Annotated in this window: 3 protein-coding genes; all 3 read left to right on the top strand. The window is 74.2% G+C overall.

The window, feature by feature from the left end; genetic code table 11:
• Nucleotides 1–2: 2 nt before the first annotated feature.
• A complete protein-coding gene (locus tag K353_RS14760; protein ID WP_111554050.1) occupies nt 3–16,562 on the top strand; it encodes a toxin glutamine deamidase domain-containing protein in 16,560 nt (5,519 codons plus the stop codon).
• A 155-nt stretch (nt 16,563–16,717) separates the two neighbouring features.
• On the top strand, nt 16,718–19,594 hold the full coding sequence (locus tag K353_RS14755) for a BTAD domain-containing putative transcriptional regulator (protein ID WP_111554049.1): 2,877 nt from the start codon (nt 16,718–16,720) through the stop codon (nt 19,592–19,594).
• A gap of 175 nt (nt 19,595–19,769) precedes the next feature.
• A complete protein-coding gene (gene paaI, locus K353_RS14750) occupies nt 19,770–20,156 on the top strand; it encodes a hydroxyphenylacetyl-CoA thioesterase PaaI (RefSeq protein WP_111554048.1) in 387 nt (128 codons plus the stop codon).
• Nucleotides 20,157–20,258: the final 102 nt, after the last annotated feature.

Below are 20,258 nucleotides of genomic sequence, written 5' to 3'. Positions count from 1 at the left end.
CCATGGCTGTCGAACTCCCGGAGCCGCTCCAGTGGGTCCTGTTGCTGCTCGCCGGAACGCGTTGGCCCGAGGCCGACGAGGACCAGCTCCGCGACATGGCCGAGCACTGCCGCAAGGCGGCCGACTCCCTCAAGGACGCGGCGCAGAGCGCTGATTCGACCATCAAGCGGGCCCTGGACGGCCAGAAGGGCGCCGCCGCCGACGCCCTGGGCGCGTACTGGGACAAGTACTCGGTCGGCAAGGGCACCGAGCAGGACCCCGGCTACCTGCCCGGCGCGATCAACGCGCTCAACGGCATGGGCGACATGCTGGAGCAGGTGGCCAACTCCGCGGAGACCGCCAAGATTCAGATCATCGCGCAACTCGGCATCCTGGCCTTCGAGTTGGCCACCGCCGAGGCGGAGGCGCCGTTCACCGCGGGCGCCTCGCTGCTCGAGGTGCCGGTGATGATCGCGGCCAGCCGGGTGGTCGTCTCGCAGCTGCTGAAGAAGCTGCTCAAGGAGATGCTCGAAATGGCGGCCAAGCAGGCCGCCCAGATGGCCGCGATCAACTTCCTGGCCCAGGGCATCGAGCTGGCCGAGGGCCACCGCAAGAGCATCGACATGAAGGAAGTCGGCCAGAACGCCCTCGGCGGCGCGGTCGGAGGCGCGTCCGCCCACCTGATCGGCAAGGGCATCGGCGCGGCCGGCAAGAAGATCGGCGCGGAGAGCGCCCTCAACTCCACCGCCGGCAAGATGGCCAGCGGCGCGGCGGTCGGCGTCGGCGCGGACGTCTCCACCCAGCTGATCACCACCGGCAAGGTCGACAGCGAGTCCCTGCTCGGCTCCGGCCTCTCCGGCGGCGCGGGCGCGGGCCTGCACGCGGGTGCCTCCGCGATCAAGGGCCACGCCAACGCCCCCACCCCCGCCGAGGCCCCCAAGCTCGACCTCCCCGGCAGCACCGGCAGCACCGGCGGCGCGGGCCACGACGGTCCGCCCACCTTCAACAAGCCCGCCACCTCCTCCGGTGACAGCGCCTACCACGGCCCGTCCGGGACGTCCTCGTCCGGTGGCGGGAGTGGCAGTGGCAGCGGCAGTGGCAGCGGCGGCTCGGGGACGGGCACGCACGGCAGCAGTGCCGACACCGGCTCGCTGCTCGGCGCGGGCGCGGGCGCGGGCGCGGGGGCGGGAGCGGGTGCGGCCATGGCCGCCGGCTCCGGTTCCGGCTCGTCCGGCGGGCACAGCTCCGGGACGACGGGCGCGGGCGACTCGAAGGTCAACGGCCTGACGCCGTTCGGCTCGACCCGCAGCGCCGGGGACGGCGCGGACACCCACCCGACCAACGCACCCACCTCCTCCACCCCGCACGAGACGGCTCCGCCCGCCTCCTCGACCGCGCACCAGACGTCCGCGCCCGCCTCTTCGGCCCCGCACCAGACGTCCGCGCCCGCCACGCACGAGACGTCCGCGCCCGTGACCCACGAGCAGTCGGGCATCCGGGCCCAGGACAACCCCGCGCCGCGCGCCGAGACCCAGACGGCGACGCCGAAGGTCGAATCGGCGATGCCGCACGTGCAGTCCGCGCTGGCCTCCGCGCCGCCGCCGTCGCACGAGACCCCGGCACCGCACCAGGAGCAGGCGGCCCCGCAGTCGCACGAGTCGGTGACGCCGCGTGCCGAGCAGGCCGCGCCGCAGTCGCACGAGACCCCGGCACCGCGCCAGGAGTCGGCCCCGCCGGTCGCGCACGAGCAGGCGCCGCCGACCGGGCACGAGCAGGCGCCGCCGGTCGCGCACGAGCAGGCGCCGCCGCAGTCGCACGAGACGCCCGTCGCGCACGAGCAGGCGCCGCCGCAGTCGCACGAGACGCCCGTCCCGCACGAGCAGGCGCCGCCGCAGTCGCACGAGACCCCGGCACCGCGCCAGGAGTCGGCCCCGGCGCACGAGAACGTGACGCCGCACCAGGAGCAGGCCGCGCCGCGTCCCGAACAGTCCGCCGCGCCGCGGGTGGAGCACGACTCCACGCCGGTCGCGCACGAGTCGGTGGCGCCGCGTGCCGAGCAGGCCCCGCCGCAGTCGCACGACGCCCCGGCACCGCGTCAGGAGTCGGCGCCGCCGGTCGCGCACGAGCAGGCTGCGCCGCAGCTGGGGCACGACTCCGCGCCCGTCGCGCACGAGCAGGCGCCGCCGCAGTCGCACGAGACCCCGGCGCCGCGCCAGGAGTCGGCGCCGCCGACCGGGCACGAGCAGGCTGCGCCGCAGTCGCACGAGACGCCCGTCCCGCGTCAGGAGTCGGCCCCGGCGCACGAGAACGTGGTGCCGCACCAGGAGCAGGCCGCGCCGCGTCCCGAGCCGGTGGCCGCGTCCGCCGGGTCCGGTGCGGTGCACGAGAGCGTCCAGCCCGGTTCGCCGGGGGTCGGTGGGCTGGGGTCGGTGCCCGGGCTGTCCGGTGCCGCCCACCTGGGCGGTGTCGGGGAGGGCGCCACCCACCTCGACGGCGGGACGCGCATCGCGGGTGGTCAGGCCCACGCGCAGTCCCGGCCGGGTACGCAGAACACCCCCGACCAGACCGTCCCGAACGGCCTGGCCGACGGCTCCGTCCCCACGGGCGTGCCGCAGAACCAGGCGCCGACGGGCACCCCGATGACCGGTGCGGGCTTCGCCCCGGGAGCGATGGGTGGCGGCCACCCGGGCGGCGGGTCGTCCCGCGGCCCGGTGGGGACGGGCACCCCCAAGGCGGGGGGCACGGGGACCGTCTCGGGCGGGACCAAGCGTTCGCACCAGGAGGCGTTCGGCAGCGAGCACGCCGGTGGGAACACCAACACGCTGGGCCGCAGGATCGCCAACCCGCGCCGCCGGCCCGCCGGGGCGACCCCCGAGCAGCCGCCGGTCCGCACCGACCACCAGGCGAACGGCCCCGCGCGGCAGGAGCCTTCACCGCACGAGCCCGCGTCGACCACCGGCAACCGTTCGACCGGCCCCGTCGAGCAGCGGCCCCACCAGGACACCGCCACGCCCGGGACGAACGACCGCAAGCGCGGCCGGGACGACCGGGACGACGAGGGCGGCGCCGAGCGGGACGCCAAGCGGCGCCGCACCCCGGCGTACGAGAACACCGACGGGGTGATGAACGACCGCGGCTACCGCTCGTTCGGCCCGGAGCACCCGCTGACCCAGGACCTGGTGCAGCACCTCGGCGGCCCGGGCAAGCCGCACCCGGAGATGAGCGACGGCCTGCTCCAGAAGGTCAATCCGCACCAGGAGCCGGTCAACGCAGGGCCGGACTTCCGACGCGGCAACGACCTGAACGCGTGCCTGGAGAACGTGGAGGCGTACCGGGACACCCACTTCGGGCGTCCCCGGGTCTCGGGACAGACGCTGCACGGCACGGTCGAGCCGATTCCCGGCAACACGCTGTGGAAGCGGCACGACGGGCCCGCGCTGTTCGGTGAGGGCGGTCCGGCCGTCCAGAAGCTGATGGAGCAGGTCAAGGAGGGCGGTCCGGGCACCTTCGCCACGGTGCTGGGTACGGGCAAGCAGGGTGACGGCCACGCCGTCGCGCTGGTCCACGACCAGGACGGCACGCTGCGCTGGGCGGACCTGACCGACCGCAAGGTCACCCCGGCGGACGGCAACCTGCCGGAGAACTTCGGCAAGGACTGGACGGTCTGGGCCTCCGTCGCCGACCCGCACGAGAACAACATCTCCGGGCCGCACGACCAGAACTTCATGGACACCTACTCCAGCTTCACCCGCCCCGAGGAGCGGCCCGCCCCGGAGCAGTCGCACACCGACCAGCCGCACGTCGAGCAGCCGCGCACCGAGCAGCCCCGTCCGGACGACGGCTTCGGCACGGTGACGAACTCCGGTCAGCGCCAGGACGAGACGGACATCATCCAGCAGCACGACAGCGAGGCCGCAGCCTCCGGCGGCGGCCCGGTCAAGCTGAAGTGGAACGCGGACGAGAACAAGTGGACCAGGTCCGAGGACGACCCGGCCGACCCGAACGCGTTCTCGAAGTGGATGGACGAGGACTTCGGCACCCGCAAGAAGACCCCGGTCGAGGTCGACGTCGACCGCCTGTCGCAGCCCGAACTCCACCAGTTCGCCGACATGCTGATCCGCAGCGACTACCCGCAGACCGCCGGCAGGGTGCTGGAGCGGGCGCAGTGGCTGGACGAGCAGGCCCGGCTGGGCAACGGCCAGGGCGACCCGGCCAAGCACCTGCTCTCCACCGGCAGCGAGATCGTCGGCAAGGGCGACGAACTGCGCGACCGGCTGATGCTGATGGCCGACCGTCCGCGCTTCGAGGAGGCGCACCCGACGCCGGAGGCGCAGCTCCGGTACGAGCAGGAGACGGTCAGGCGGGGCGAGGAGCTGGAGCGCCTGCTCAAGGGCCAGGTGACGGGAGCCGCCGAGCACGGCGGCCTCTACAACCTGCGCAACGAGTACGGCCCGCTGTCCGGCCTCTCCAAGACCCTGTCCGAGCCGGGTACGGGCGACAAGGGGGAGCGCGTCCCGCTGGCGCTCAACCGGGAGCTGATGGACATGGTCCGGAACAAGGTGCGCACGTTCCGCCGCGACCAGGCGTACGCCGACGTGCCCACCGGCACCCAGTGGAAGACCGTCCAGGAGGAGATCAGGAACGGCGCCGGCAACGAGCGCCCGCCCGGGTCCGAGACGCCCAGGACCGAGGACCCGAACGCGCCGAAGCCGGAGGACTCGAACGCCCCGAAGCCCGAGGACGCGAACGCCCCGAAGCCCGAGGACCTGAAGACGCTCACCCCCGAGGACCTGGCGAACCTCCCCGAGGACCTGGCCACCCTCCCGCCCGAGAAGCGGGCCGACTTCGTCCGCGCGCTGTCAGAGCGCAACCTCGGCGACCTGCACGCCCAGGTCGACCCGCACCTCAGGGCCGACCCCGAGCTGAAGGGCCTCTACGACTCCCTCCAGGACCTGCCCTACCGGCTCAAGCACTCCACCCCGGCCTACCACGCCATCGCCAACTCCGGCATGCTCTCCTCGCAGGGCGACCTCAAGCGGCGCGACTTCAAGTTCATGGCGTCCGGGAAGAGCAGCGGCACCAACACCAGCAGCCTCGGCAACGACGACTTCGCCTTCTTCCGGATGGAGGTCGGCAACGAGAAGATGGTCACCCGGTACGGCCCCACCACCATGGTGTTCGGCCCCGAGATCCTCTCGCACTACGACGGCTGGGTCTCCCTGCACGACCAGCTCGAACCGCTGGACCGCAAGGCCATGCAGGAGTTCAAGCTGCCCGACGGCGAGGTCGTGCGCACTACCGAGTACGCCAACGGCGCCACCACCACGGGCCAGAAGAGCAAGTGGGAGCACACCTACCCGGGCAGCGGCGGCACCAGGCAGCCGACCACCTTCGACCGGGAGGTCTTCCACGGCAAGGACGTGGTCGAGGGCCTGGCGCTGTCGGTCGTCCAGGAGGTGCACCGGGCCGGGCCGGCGCTCAAGGAGCACGCGGTCAAGCTCAATCAGGAACTGACCACCGCCAAGGGCGAGTTGGAGACGGCCCGGGGCACCGACGGCGAGGCCGCCGCCCAGGCGCGGGTCAGCAGGGCCGAGAAGGACCTCGGCGACCTGGTCTCCCGGCTCTACCGCCCGGAGGCGAAGTTCGGCTCCGGACTCCCGATCGACCCGCGCCCCGGCCACGAGCCGAGCCCGAACGGCGAGGCCCGCCCGCCGTTCCGGCCGCTGCTGGTCCACAACGCGGACGGTGACGGCCGCTACCGCGGCGACGGCACCCTCGACCCGCTCGCGTTCACCGCCGCCCGGATGTCCGACCGGGTCGACGACCGGCAGCGCGAGGGCGAGAAGAACTACGCCAAGGGCGAGACCAGGACGAACCTCGGCGACGCGCTGCGCCAGTACGAACCGGCCGTCTCCGCCGCCCGGAAGTCCGTCACCCGCACCGAGGAGTTCGTCCGGCAGACGGAGGAGGAGGCCCGGAACCTCCGGCAGGAGCCCAACCCCGGCCCCGACCACCGCAACCGGCTGAACGCCGCCGAGCAGCGCGCCGAGCAGGCCCGGACGATGCTGGAGGAGCGCCGCACCAAGGAGCGTGAGGTCACCGAGCGCACCGCCGAACTCCAGCAGCGCAAGGCCGAGTTGGACGAGCAGCACCGGCAGCGGCAGGAGGAGCGGCAGCGGATCGAACGCGAGGAGCGGGAGGAGCGGCAGCGCAAGGCCGAGGAGAAGCAGCAGCGGAGGCAGGAGAAGGCCGCCCGCCGACAGGGCGTGGTCCAGGCCCGGGGCGACGAGAACACCGGTTCGCCGAGCACCGGCGAGCACGCGCCGAAGGCGTCCAAGGGCCAGCAGGCCGAGCAGTACATGGGCCGCTTCCGCAGCACCGACTCGGACACCCTCGCCGTCCCGCTGACCGGACACGACGAGGCGAGCATCCGCCGCAGCGTGCTGGAACTGCACGACCTCCGCACGCCCGAGGACGCCAAGGACTTCGGCAAGCACTTCGCCACCTGGATCGACGGGAACCGGCAGGGCCCGCTCGCCGGCATCGAGAAGCAGACCCTCGACGCCGTGATCAAGAACCTGGTGAGGCCCGGCAGCACCGGCCTGGACACACCCGGCCCGTCCCGCGACGCCTACTTCACCGCGCTGGCGAAGAACCTCGGCCGCGACGTGGTGCTCACCCACGACGGGAACGAGCTGAACCGCTACCCCGGTACGGAGGAGGGCGGTCCGGGACGCGAACTCCGCCTGGAACAGCCGAGCGCCGACACCCCGCCGGTCACCCCGCCGACGGGCAGCAGCACCAGCACCCCCGCGCACCAGGGCAACGACGGGACCCCCGGCCCCTCGCGCGGCTTCGGATCGGCCCCCCGCACCACGGCACCCACCGGCCAGCAGGGCACGGACCACAGCGGCCCGTCCGTCCACAGCACGAACCAGCACGACCAGGTCCAGCACGATCCCGCACAGCACGACCAGGTCCAGCACGACCAGGTCCAGGAGCAGACCGACCACCAGGACACCAACCACCAGGACACCGACCACCAGCAGCACGTCCAGGACCCCGCGCCGGGCCACGAGCCGCTGCTGCCCCCGGTCGGCACCGCCGAGCACGGGCTGGTGCACGACCCGGTGGAATTCCTGTCCCACACCCCGGTCTCGGTCTCCTTCGCCGACGGCGTCATGAGCCGTACCCCGGGCCTCCAGCAGCACGACGCGTTCACCTTCGTCGACGCGTTCGAGCGCAGCAGTGAGCACTGGTTCACCCTGGAGCGGGACCCGAACGCCCCGGCCGGGCACGACGCGTACGTCCTCACCCCGGCGTGGGAGAAGTACGCGGAGCACGACCCGTCGTTCCCGCGGCCGTCGAACGGGGTCGCGCTGCCCGCGCCGAAGCCCGACCACGAGTACGTCCGGGCCGGTTACATCCCGTACAAGCAGGGCCGGCCGGTCAACGACGCCGCGATCGGCAGTGTGGACGTGGTCCGCCACCCCGACCCGGCGCGGCCGGGCGACGGGCTGGTGTTCACCGGCGGCATGAACGGCTGCGCGCTGGCAGTCACCGACGTGGGCCCGAACTCCTTCAAGGTCTGGCACGTCCAGTCGTACTCGGCGACCTCCAACCTGGGCCCGGCCGCCGACTTCCGGCTGCGCCACCCCGCCACGGACTGGTTCGGCGTCGACGAGTACGTGACGCCCGGCCAGGGCCAGCTGTTCGAAGCCACCAACGTGCTGCGGCACGGCCCGGACGGCTGGGAGGTGATCAGCCAGGAAGTCGTCAAGGCCCCGGGCGACCACCACATCGGACGGCAGAGCAGCCGACCGCTGAACCTGGCCCCGCCCACCGGGCCGGAGTTCACCGGACGCACCGTGGGCCTCTACCACCCGGTGGCCACCGAGCAGGTCCAGCGCTTCGACGGGAAGGCCGCCCGGCTGCTCCGGGAGGTCCCGGAAGGCTGGATGCGGGACACCGTGCGCAACGAGATCAACGGCCTCCACGACCGGCTGGCGGCCCAGGAGCAGACCCTCGCCGACCTCCGGCAACCCGGCACGACGCCCCAGCAACTGCGGACGGCCGCGGACACCCTGCGGAACAACGGGGTGCTGAACGAGCAGGCGGCGAACAACAGCGCGATCATGCTGGAGAGCGCCCTGCGGATGGCCTTCAACGAGCCCGCCGGCAGGCCGTTCTCCTTCAAGTCGCACGTCGAGGCGCTGGTCGAGGAGTTCCAGCCCGGCCAGAACGCGGCCTGGATCGACGGCCTGCACCGCGAGACCGACGCGTACCTCCAGTCCGCGCCCGCGCCCGTGACCGCGCCCGTGACCGCGCACCAGCCCGGGTTCGGCTCGGTGCCCACCCCGACCACCGACCACGTCCCGACCACCGACCACACCCCGGCGCCCGGCAGCGACACGCCGCGCGGGCACACGCCGGACCCGATGCAGCTGGACAGCCCGATCGAGTCGACCGTTCCGACCCCGTCGGTCGAGCACCGGACGGATCCCGACCCGGACCCGATGGCCGTGGACCGGGACGGTGACACGGCGCAGGACCTGCCGAACCCGCGCAAGCGCGGACGTGAGGACGAGGAGAACGAGCCGGACCCGCAGAACGAGCGGAGCGAGCAGGACGAGCAGGACGGGTCGACCGCCGAGCGGGACACCAAGCGGCGCCGCACCCCGGCGTACGAGAACACCGACGGGGTGATGAACGACCGCGGCTACCGCTCGTTCGGCCCGGAGCACCCGCTGAGCCAGGATCTGCTCGGCTACCTCGGCGGCGAGCCGAAGGTGCACCCGGCCTTGAGCAATTCGCTGCTCCAGAAGGTCAATCCGCACCAGGAACCGGTCAACGCCGCGGCGGGCTTCCAGCGTGGCAACGACCTGAACGCCTGCCTGGAGAACGTGGAGGCGTACCGGGACACCCACTTCGGGCGTCCCCGGGTCTCGGGGCAGACGCTGCACGGGGACGTGGAGCCGAATCCGGGCAACACGCTCTGGAAGCGGCACGACGGCCCGGCGCTGTTCGGTGAGGGCGACGCCGCGGTCCGGAAGCTGATGGACCAGGTCCGGGCCGGCGGGCCGGGCAGCTTCGCGACCGTGCTCGGTGCGGGCAAGGAGGGCCAGGGCCACGCCGTCGCGCTGGTCCACGACCGCGACGGCCGACTGCGCTGGGCCGACCCGGCGGACCGCAAGGTGACCACCGCGACCGGCGGACTGCCGGAGAACTTCCGCGCCGACTGGACGGTGTGGGCCTCGGTCGCCGACCCGCACGAGAACAACATCTCAGGCCCGCACGACCCGAACTTCATGGACACCTACTCGACCCTCGCCCGGCCCGGGACCGAGCCCGCCCCCGAACCGGCGCCCGTGCGCGAGGCCACCCCGGCGGACGTGGCGCTACCGCCCTCCCGGCCGGAGAGCCCGACGGCCGGGGAGGACGGCACCACCGTCCCGACGACCGGTCCGACGCACGGCGGCGAACGCCAGGAGACGGCCCCGCAGGCCGAGTTGACCGGAAAGCTGATCGACTACCTGGGCGGCGAGCCCAAGATGCACCCGCCGCTGAGCAACGCCCTGCTCCAGAAGGTCAATCCGCCCGAGGCGTCGGGCCGGTCCGCCGAGAGCACCCGGCCCGGCCAGGACCCGGACCTGAACCCGGACACCAGCCTGGAGAGCGTCGGCGCGTACCGCGACACCCACTTCGGGCGCCCCCGGGTGGCCGGACAGCCGCCGCACGGCGACGCGCCGGCGGTCGGCTCGGAAGGACCCGTCCGGCTCGGCCAAGGGCCGGACGCCATCGGGACGTTGATGGACCAGGTACGGGCGGCCGGGAAGGGCAGCTTCGCCACCGTGCTCGGCACCGGCCCGAACGGCGCGGGCCACGCCGTCGCGCTGGTCCACGACCGCGACGGCCAACTGCGCTGGGCCGACCCGGCGGTACGCAAGGTGACCCCCGCGACCGGCGGACTGCCGGAGCACTTCCGCGCCGACTGGACGGTGTCGGCGTCCGTCAGCGACCCGCACGGGAACCCGGTCCCCGGGCGGCGCGAGCCGGAGACCACGGACACCCCGAAGCCGACCGACCGCACGACGACTCCCGAGCCGCGTACGACGACTCCCGAGCCGCGCACCGAGCGCGCGCCCGTGTCGGAGTTCCCGCCGCTCGGTGCCCGCATCCCGGTGAAGGGTGACGGCCTCTGCCTGATCCACTCGCTCGAAGCCAGCGTCCCCGGCCTGTCCGGGCGCCACCCCGAGGGTCTGCAGAACGCCGTCGAGCAGCACTTCGGCACCCTGCGTCCGGAGGACTGGCCGACCGAGGTCGTGGCCAACTATCGCAACCACCTGCTCAGCCGGTCGAACCTGCGCCAGAGCGAACTCCTCGAGTTCCTCCCGTCCGAGAACCGGTCCGGGTTCGTCGGGATGCCCGACTCCGAGCTGCGGGCGATCATCTCCGACCACCTCGCCGTCAACTCGCCGGACCCGTCGCCCCGCGAACAGCGGGCCCTGCTCGGCACGGTCCGGGACTGGTCGGGTCGGTGGGGGTCGGACGAGGGCGAGATGCTGCCGGCCGCCGCCGCCCACGCGCTGGACCTGCGCCTGCGGGTGGTCGACCACGACGGCATCACCCGGGCGGTCTTCGGCCCCCCCGGTGGGACGCCGGCGACGGTGTACCACCGCGGGAACCACTACGACGGCAGTGAACCGCAGCCGGTCACCCCGGCGGTCGGCCACACCACGACCACCCCCGAGCCGGAGGCGAAGGCCCCGGAGCACGAGCAGCAGCAGCCGCCCAAGCCGGCCCCGAAGGCCGAGCAGCAGCCCGAGTCGGCGCCGACCCCGAAGCCGGCCCCGGAGGCCGAGCAGCAGCCGCCGCTCAAGACTCCCGGGGACGAGTCGGAGCCGCCGAAGCCGGAACCCGCGCCGGAGGCCGAGCAGCAGCCGCCGCTCAAGACTCCCGGGGACGAGTCGGAGCCGCCGAAGCCGGACACCGTCGTCGAGGCGAAGCCGGCCCCGAAGCCGGAGCCGAAGCCGATCGCGGGCACCGACCTGGTGGTCGGGCTGACCGAGCACGAGACGGCCGTTCGGAAGAAGGTCCTCGACGTGCTGGCCCGGGCCGTGCCGGGCGACCGGGCGGCGGCCCGGGCGTTCGCGGACGCCAACTTCGGTCCGGCGACGCTGCGTCCGATGCTCAGCGCGCTCTCCCGGGGCGAGGTGTGGACGGCCCCCTTCGAGGGCAACGGCTGGAGCGGCAACGTCAAACTGCGCGGCCAGGTCACCGAGTCGACGCCCGCGGGCCAGAGGAAGATCGAGTTCGAGGACGGCGCCGACCGCACCGTGGCGATCGGCACCGACCGGGACTCGGCGTGGCAGTTCAACGTCGGGGCCCAGACCAGGCAGACGCGCGGCGTCGGCGAGCCGCAGGAACTCGTCGCCTACTACCACGACCGCGGCCGGGCCGAGGTCACCATGGACCTCGGCGGCACGGTGGCACGGTCGAAGACCAACGAGGAAGCCGACCTGTTCCGGTCGACGATGCAGCTGGAAATCGACTTCAACGACCTGAGCCACCACGGCACTCCGGTGCGCAACGAGTCCGGCGGGCACACCGAGAAGGTGGACCTCGGCCTGACGGTCGCGGTCCCGCAGCGCCCGGAGATCACGCCGAGCAGCGAGCAGCGGGTCCCTCCGCAGCGGCTGCAGGACGGCCGGGTCGGCGGCCAGGAGATCGTGCTCGACCTCTCGCCGCGTGGCGCGTCGCACGACCGCCGACCGGTGGAGGCGCTGCTCGGAAAGGCGGAGGCGTCGGCGAAGGAGGCGTTCGGCAACGACTGGCCCGCGCTGCGGGACAAGGTCCTCGCCGAGGTCGACCTGGCCCGCCTCCAGCGCGACCTGAAGAGCATGACGGCGGGTGAGCCGGTCTCCGTCACGCTGACCGACCGGCGCGGCAAGCCGCTCGGTACGGTTGAGATCACCGCGCGGGTGGAGGAGTTGAAGCAGGTCGGCACCACCAAGGAGACCGAGTTCAACATCGGCACCAGCATGCAGCAGGTGCGCAGCAAGTCCTCGAACACCGGCCACGCGGGTCAGCTCGGGTTCTCGTCCGTGGTCAAGCCGGGCGCCGCTCTGATCTCCCCGCCGGGCGTTGCCGGGCGGCTGGGGCGCGACCAGGTCTCGGTCACCGGCGAGGCCCGCACCTCCCAGCTGACCAGCAAGTCGAAGGTGCCGGGCGTCGTCTACGACGGCACCGTCCACTTCGACCTGTCGTTCAACGGCAAGCCGGTGGCGAGCGATGCGGGTACGGCGGCCGTCCGGCTGCTGGTGGACCGCGCCGACACGGCACCGGAGTCGGTGAAGACGGAGCAGCCGAAGACGGACCAGCCGAAGGCGGATGCAACCGCCCCGAAGGCGGACGGGACCGCCCCGAAGACGGACGGTTCCACCGGGCCGCAGCTGCACGAGGTCGTCAGCCCGCCCGCCAGTGTCTGGCACGGCGGCGACGACACGGGCGGGCTGGGCGAGACCGTCGTCGTCCGCGACCTGGAGAGCACCAAGCAGCTGCGCGAGGCGCTGGACACCGCCGGGCGGGCGAAGTTCGGCAAGGACTGGGACACCGTCCGCGAACAGGTCATGCGCGGGTTCAGCCAGCCGAACCTGTCCGCCCGGCTGACCGGGATGACCCGCGGCGAGCCGCTGGAGATCAAGGTCCCCGGGAAGGAGAGCCTCGTCGTCACCGCCGTCGCCGAGGTCCGGACGATGACCTACCGCCGGGAGGACGGCAAGGCCGAACTCAACGTGGTGAACGAGACCAGCTCGTTCAGCCTGGACCGTCGGCTGGGCGCGCGCACGACCATGGAGCAGGGCCACGTCGGCGGCGTACCGGTCAAGGGCACGCCGGGCTTCGACCTGACCGCCACCGCGGCCGCCGAGCAGCGCCGGCGCGCGGGCGGACAGGGCCGGCAGGCCGACCGGGTGTACGCCAGCGGCAAGTACGGCGCGCCCCAGGTCATCTACGGCACCGAGCTGGTCGTGGACGTCCGCATCGGCCCGCCCGGCAAGGCGGCCGACGGCGAGCCCGACGTGTCGGTGCCGGTCCGCGCCGAGGTGGGCATGGACGCCCGGGACACCGTCAAGGTCCAGGCGCCCCGCACCGAGGACGGCGTGATCGACTTCAAGCGGCCCGCGACCACCAGCACCGCACCGAAGGCGGACACGACCACCAGCACCGCGCCGAAGGCGGACGCGACGGACGGCACCGCGCCGAAGGCGGACACGACCACCAGCACCGCGCCGAAGGCGGACGCGACCCACGTCGCACCGCGCCGGATGCGCGAGCAGCACGAGCTGAACGCGTCCTACGTGGTGCACAGCCTGAGCGGTGCCGACAAGGTGCGTTCGGCGGTGAACGACGCGCTGCGCCGGAAGCACGGCGAGCCGTCGGAGGAGATGAGGCAGCGGCTCGACGCGAGCTTCGACCGGGTCGCGCTCAAGACCCAGCTCTCCCAGCTCACCCGCGGCGGGAAGATCACCGAGACCGTCTCCGGCAAGACCTGGTCGGCCGAGATCACCGTCCGGGCCCGGCTGGGGGAGGCCACCTACCACTCCAAGGCGGACAAGTACGAGTTCGAGTCCGGCACCCGGGCGTCGAGCGGCCAGGGCAATCTGCACGACGGCCGCGACCGGACGGCCGGCGGCGGCCAGGTCAAGATCAAGGCGCCGTTCGTCGACATCCCGACCGGCTACGCGTACCGGCTGGAGCGCAGCTACGGCCGGACCACGGAGACGGTGGGCTCGGCCTCGAACCGCGGCAAGCACGTCGAGAAGGCCGTGCTCTTCGACGTCGACACGGCCTACGACGTCGAGGTCAAGTTCACCCAGCTGGGCGTGGACCACGGGACCGTCCCCCTGGAGGTGCACACGGTGGCGCGGGTCGCCGTCCCGGAGCGCGACGCCGAGCCGGTGAGCGGGTCGGTCCAGCGGGACACGACGAAGCAGCCGAAGGGCTTCGTGGAGCAGCGGCGCCTGGACTCGTCGGCGATCGTCACCGACGTCCACGCGCTGCCCGACCCGACGCCGACCGTGTCGCCGACCCCGGCGAACGGCACGCCGAACAGCACGCCGAACGGTTCCGCCGGGACGGCCCCCGCTCCCCGGCGCACCCTCGGCGAGTCGATCCTGTCCCAGGTGGAGTCGGGCTGGAAGCCCGGCGGCCTGCGCCTGCCCGGCAGCGGGCGGCAGGGGCGGCCCGGGGCGGAGAGCAACCCGTTCGGCAGCGACTGGGCGGGCGTCCGCCGCAAGCTGGACGCGGAACTCACCCCCGACAAGCTCCAGTCCAGGCTCAAGGGCATGACGGCCGGCGACGAGATCGTGGTGCGGCACGGGCGGACCACCGTCCGGGTCGGTGCCGTCCTCCGCGACAAGCTGGAGCACCTGGGCGACTCGGGCACCACCGAGTTCAACGCCGGCACCGACGTGCAGCGGACCTTCGCCACCGCCGACGGCACCGGCACCACCCACCAGGGCGTGTTCGGGGCGGTGGCCGCCGTCCCGGTGCCGCACGCACCCGCCGTCTCGGTGACGGGGGGCCTGATCGGCACCGGCGGCCGGGGCCACAACCAGGTGGACGTCCAGACCCGGAGCACCACGGCCGGTGCCGCCACCAAGACCAAGGCGGACGGCAGTGCCTACAAGGGCGAGGCGGAGCTCCAGTTCACGATCTCCCGCAAGCCGTGGGTCGGCACCCAGGTCCACCGGCGGCGCACTGCGGTGATCGGCTACGAGACCATCGTCGAGTCCGGCGAGAACGTGCCGGCGCAGGCGCAGTCCGACGCCGCCGCCACCGCCGCGCCCGCCGCCGACCGGCAGCCGCAGACCGTCTCGCTCCAGCCGTCCGGGCCGGGAACCGTCCAGGTCCCGCCGGACCGGATCTGGGAGACCGGCCTGCGCGACACCGACGTCCTGCGCTGGCTCGGCGACGTCGGCGGCGTCCAGGACCTGGTGCGGCTGCGCGGACCGCAGTACTTCGGCGCGTCGACCTGGGAGAAGATGGAACCCCAGGTCGGGAAGATCACCACGCACAGCCACCTCTCGGCGCTGTTCGGCAGCGCGAGCCAGGGCGCGGAGGTGGCGGCGACGGTCCCGACCAACAAGGTCACGTTCGGCGGCGGCAAGGGCGTCGAGATCGGCGTCAAGGTCGTCTCCCTGGAGAGCCTGTCGAGCGGCAAGGCCGACGTCGCCCCGGCCAACACGCTCTCCTCCGGCAGCACCCGGTACGACCTCTCGGCGAACAACGCGGGCCTCCAGGCCCAGGTCGGCGCCAAGGTCACCGGCGACCCGACCTCCAACAGCCCGTCGCTCATCGGCGGGGCGTCCCGGGTCGGACGCGAAGGCGGCGGGCACAGCGACTCGGGTCAGGTGATCTCCAACGCCAAGTACTCCGACGACATGGCGCGCTACACCGGCTACGCCGAGGTCGACGTGACGTTCTTCAACGGGAACAAGGAGCGCGTCACGGAGAAGGGGGTCGTTCCCTTCACCGTCGAGATCCCCACGGCGGAGACCACCGCGAAGTCCGTGCCGGGCGACCACTACCTGGCGTTCACCCCGGAGCAGAAGGGCGGCGAGGCGCGCCTCGCCGAAGGGGCGTGGCGGCTCGCCGAGGTCGAGCGGGCGCTGACGCCGGACGGCGACGGCGGCGGGTCGACCACCCCCGCCCCGACCGCTCCGACCGGCCCCGCTCCGACCGCTCCGATCACTCCCGCTCCGACCGGCCCCGTCCCGTCCGCCGCCGCCCGGCACGAGCAGCTGATGGGCACCGCGCGGCTCGGACAGGCGTTCGCCAACGGGGAGTTCACCTCCGGCACGGACGCCGGCGTCGCCCGCATCAAGGCCGCCCACCGGCTGGTCGAACTGGCCGGCGGCACCACGGCCGACACCTCCGCCCTGCTCGGGACCCTGCTCAAGGACCCCGGCGGGACCGCGCTGAAGGCGGAGCAGGTGCGCCAGGTGATCGACTACGTCGCGCGGAAGAACACCGCCGGGCCGGTCACGCTGGACGACCTGGTCGCCGGGGCGCAGGACGACTGGCCCGACCGCGAGCCGTACGAGATCCACCGCGGCACGTGGACCGACGACGGCCCGGCCAGCGAACTGGTCACCGCCGCCATGGCGACGGCCGCCGACGCCGCCGGACCACTGCTCCGGGGCGGGGCGCCCGCGGCCGGGCTACTGCACCTCACCGTGACCGGCGAAGGCCCCGAACTGCCGCTGCACCGGACGTTCGACCTGGACGACGGCCCGGTGACGGACCAGATCCGGACCATCGAGGGGGACACCTACCTCAAGCCGGGCACCCGGCCGAGCGAGGTCACCGTCCGGCTGACCGGCAAGCCCGGCGCGGGCCAGGACTGGGACTACCGGATCACCGCCCGCTCCGACCGCAGTCGCGAGCTGATGATCCGGCAGCTCAACCCGAAGGAGGGGCAGCAGCGCGACCCGCAGGCCCAGGCCGAGGCCGACGCCCGATCCGCCGGGTTGGACCGGTTCGTCGCGGACCGCAGCGGGGCGTCGGAGGCGAGCGACTGAGCCGCCCCGGGCCGTCCCGGGCCGCCGCGTCCCACCTGCGGGCGCGGCGGCTCCCGGGCGGTCCGACCGGCATGCCACCGGGGCCGGTGGCATGCACCGGATAACGACCGGATAGCCTCCGTCACCGGACGCGGCACCACGGCGGGGGGAACAGGGTGAAATTCCGGCTGCTCGGGGCGGTCGAGGCGGACGGCGCCGGCGGCGCACTCCACCTCGGACCGGAGAAGCGGCGCAGCCTGCTCGCGCTCCTGCTGCTGCGCCGCAACCGCGCGGTGTCCGTCGCCCAGCTCACCGAGGCGCTCTGGGTCGACGAACCGCCCGCCAACGCCCGCACCGTCGTGCAGAGCCACGTCTCCCGGCTGCGCGCCCTCTTCGCCGAGGCCGGGGGCGAGGCCGGGACCGGCCGGCCCGGCGTCCGGCTCACCACCGCGGGCGACGCCTACACCCTGCGCCTGCCCGAGGGGATGCTCGACGTCGAGCGGTTCGACGCCCTGGTGGCCGCCGCCCGCACCGAGCGACGCTCCACCGAGGTGGTCGGCGCCCTCGAACACGCCCTCGGCCTGTGGCGGGGCCCCGCCCTCACCGGCACCGTCCCCAGCGCCCCGCTGGAAGCGTGGCGGCAGACCCTGGAGGAGAACCGGCTCGCCGCCGTCGAGAGCCTCGCCGACCACCTCCAGCGGCTCGGCGAGCCCGCCCGCGCCGCCGAACTGCTGCGCGCCGAGATGGTCGCCCACCCGCTGCGCGAGTCCCTGGTCTCCGCGCTGATGCTCGCCCTGTTCCGGGCCGGCCGGCAGTCCGACGCCCTCACCTGGTACCACCGCACCCGGGACTCCCTCGCCGACCGCCTCGGCGTCGACCCCGGCCGGGCCCTGAACGCCGCGTACGAGCGCATCCTGCGCGGCGAGGGCACGCCCGGCGGCCCGGACGCCGCGGGCCCGGACGCCGCGGGCCCGGACGCCGTGGGGCCGGACGCCGTTAGGCCGGGCGCCATGGGGCCGGGCGCCGCCCCCGCCGGTACGCGCAGTCCAGCGCGTCCGCGGTCGGCCGCCCCCGCGCTCACGCTCGCCGCGCCCATCGGGGCCGCGGACCGGGCCGCCGCGCCGCCCGCCGTGGACCTGCTGCCCCGCCCGCCGCGCGGCTTCTACGGCCGCGCCGCCGAACTCGCCGCCCTCGGTGACGCGCTGCGCCCCGGGCCGGACGGCGCGATCGCCCTGGTCACCGGCCCCGCCGGGGTCGGCAAGACCGCGCTCGCACTGGACTGGGCGCACCGGCACGGCCGGCGCTTCCCCGACGGGGTGCTGTTCGCCGACCTCGGCGGGTTCAGCGACCGTCCCGACCGTGAACTCGGCGACGTGCTGGCCGAGTTCCTCGCCGCCCTCGGCACCGCCCACGAGGACCTGCCGCCCACCCTGGCCGGCCGCGCCGCCCTCTACCGGCGCGCCACCGCCGACCGCCGGCTGCTGGTGGTGGTCGACAACGCCCGCACGTCCGAGCAGGTCCGCCCGCTGCTCCCGGCCGGCACCGACTCCGCCGCCCTGGTCACCAGCCGGCACCGGATGCTCGGCCTGGTCGCCTCCGAACTCGCGCGCCCCGTCCCGCTGTCCGTGCTGCGCCCCGAGGAGTCCGCGGCCCTGCTGGCCCGGGTGCTCGGCCCGTCCCGGATCGCCGCCGAACCCGAGGCCGCCCGCGAACTCGCCGACCTGTGCGACGGGTTGCCGCTCGCGCTGCGGATCGCCGCCGCCAAGGCCGCCGCCGACCCGCGCCGGGGCCTGGCCGCCGTCACCGAGCAACTGCGGCACGAACAGCGCCGGTTGAGCCACCTGGCGGCCGAGGAGATCAGCGTCACCAGCGCCCTGCGGATCTCCTGCGAACAGCTCCCGCCCACCGCCGCCCGACTGTTCCGCGCCCTGGGACTGCACCCCGGCCCGATGGTCGACCCCTACGCCGCCGCCGCCCTCGCCGACCTCGAACAACCGGACGCCGCCCAGGCGTTGGAGCAGCTCGCGGCCACCCACCTGATCACCGAGACCGGCGCCGAGCAGTACACCCTGCACGACCTGGTCCGGCTGTACGCCCGCCAACTCGCCGCCGAGACCGACCGCGCCGAGCAGCGCACCGCCCGGGCCCGGCTCGCCGACCAGTACCTGTACACCGGCCTGGCCGCCGCGCAGTGCGCCGAACCCGGCAGCAAGCCCTGCTGCGAACCGCCCGCCGCCGCACACCGTCCGCGCGCCGTACCCGAGTTCACCACCGTCGAGGACGCCCTGCACTGGCTCGGCGCGCACCGCGAGACGCTCGCCGAAGTGATCGCCACCGCCGACCCCGAACGCGCCTGGCGACTGGTGCTCACCCAGTGGCCGCTGATCCTGCGCCGGGTCCGCGACGGCTGGGTGCCGCAGCTCCAACTCGCCCTGGAGGCCGCCGTGGAGACCGGCCACCTGGACGGCGAGAGCCAGGTCCGGGCGCTGCTCGGCTGGGTGCTGGTCGCCAACCGCCGCCTGCACGAGGCCGCAGCCTGCCTCGCCCCCGCCGCCGAACTCGCCGCCCGGGCCGGCAACCGGGTCGGCCGGGCGATCGCCCTGATCAACCTGGCCGCCGTCCACTCCGAACTCGCCGACCACGCCGCCGCCGGAGCCGGACTCGCCCGGGCCCTGGAGGTCGCGCTGGCCGCCGACCACCCGCACACCGTCGCCCTCGTCCTCCAGCACCTCGCCCGCCACCACCTGGACGCCGGACGCCCCGGCCCCGCCCTCGACCACGCCCTGCACGGCATCTCGCTCAGCACCGGCGAACGGCCCGGCCCGCGCCGCGTCCTGCTGCACACCGCCGCCGGCGAGGCACTCTCCGCCCTCGGCCGCCACCCCGAGGCCCGGGCCCGGCTCGGCACCGCCCTCACCGAGGCCGAGCGGGTCGGCCACGACGAGGCCACCGCCGAGGTCCTGCGGGCCCTCGCCCGCGCCGAGGACGCCGCCGGACACACCCACGCCGCCACCGCCCACCGCCGCCGGGCCGAACTGCTGTCGCCCGTCTGACCGACCGCCGGCCACCGCCGTCGGCGGCGTGTCCCGCGTCACGTCCGGCCGCCGCGGACGGAACGGGTTCCGCCGGTACGTCATTGACAGGCCGTCAATGCGGTCGGTCTAATGCTGCTTCGCCGAATGACCAGCTCACCGGGGGGCCGCCGTGGGACGTTCCAGGATCGACGCAATGTTCGAGCGCGACCGGGCCGCCGGCGGGGCGGGCATCGTGCTGGAGGAGGTGTCCGGAGGGCGCGCGGTGGCGCGGATGAAGGTCACCGAGGAGATGGCCAACGCGCACGGCATCGGGCACGGCGGGTACGTGTTCCTGCTCGCCGACGCCGCCTTCTCGTACGCCTGCAACAGCTACGGGCCGGTCGCGCTCGCCCAGGGCGCGCAGATCAGCTTCCTGGCCCCGGCGCAACTCGGCGACGAGCTGGTGGCGGAGGCCGTGGAGCGGACCCTGGCGGGCCGGCAGGGCGTCTACGACGTCACGGTGCGGACCGCCGCGGGCGCGGTGGTCGCCGAGTTCCGGGGCCAGAGCGTGCTGGTCACCGGGGTGCCGCACAGCAGCTGAGCCCGCCGGGCCCACGGGTGCGGGCGGCCCCCGTGGAGGGCCCCGGTGAGGGCCCCGGCGGGGCGTCGCGGCCCTCACCGGGCGGCCCGCCCCGCTGTGCGG

Source organism: Kitasatospora sp. SolWspMP-SS2h (genome assembly GCF_003259315.1).
Classification (GTDB): Bacteria; Actinomycetota; Actinomycetes; order Streptomycetales; family Streptomycetaceae; genus Kitasatospora; species Kitasatospora fiedleri.
Note: the sequence above shows the minus strand (reverse complement) of the source record. Positions and strands in the feature narration are given on the sequence as shown.

Bases quoted from the DNA above. Each gene is read 5' to 3' on its own strand.
- K353_RS14760 (WP_111554050.1), top strand. From the start codon at position 3: ATGGCTGTCGAACTCCCGGAGCCGCTCCAGTGGGTCCTGTTGCTGCTC.
- paaI (WP_111554048.1), top strand. From the start codon at position 19,770: ATGTTCGAGCGCGACCGGGCCGCCGGCGGGGCGGGCATCGTGCTGGAG.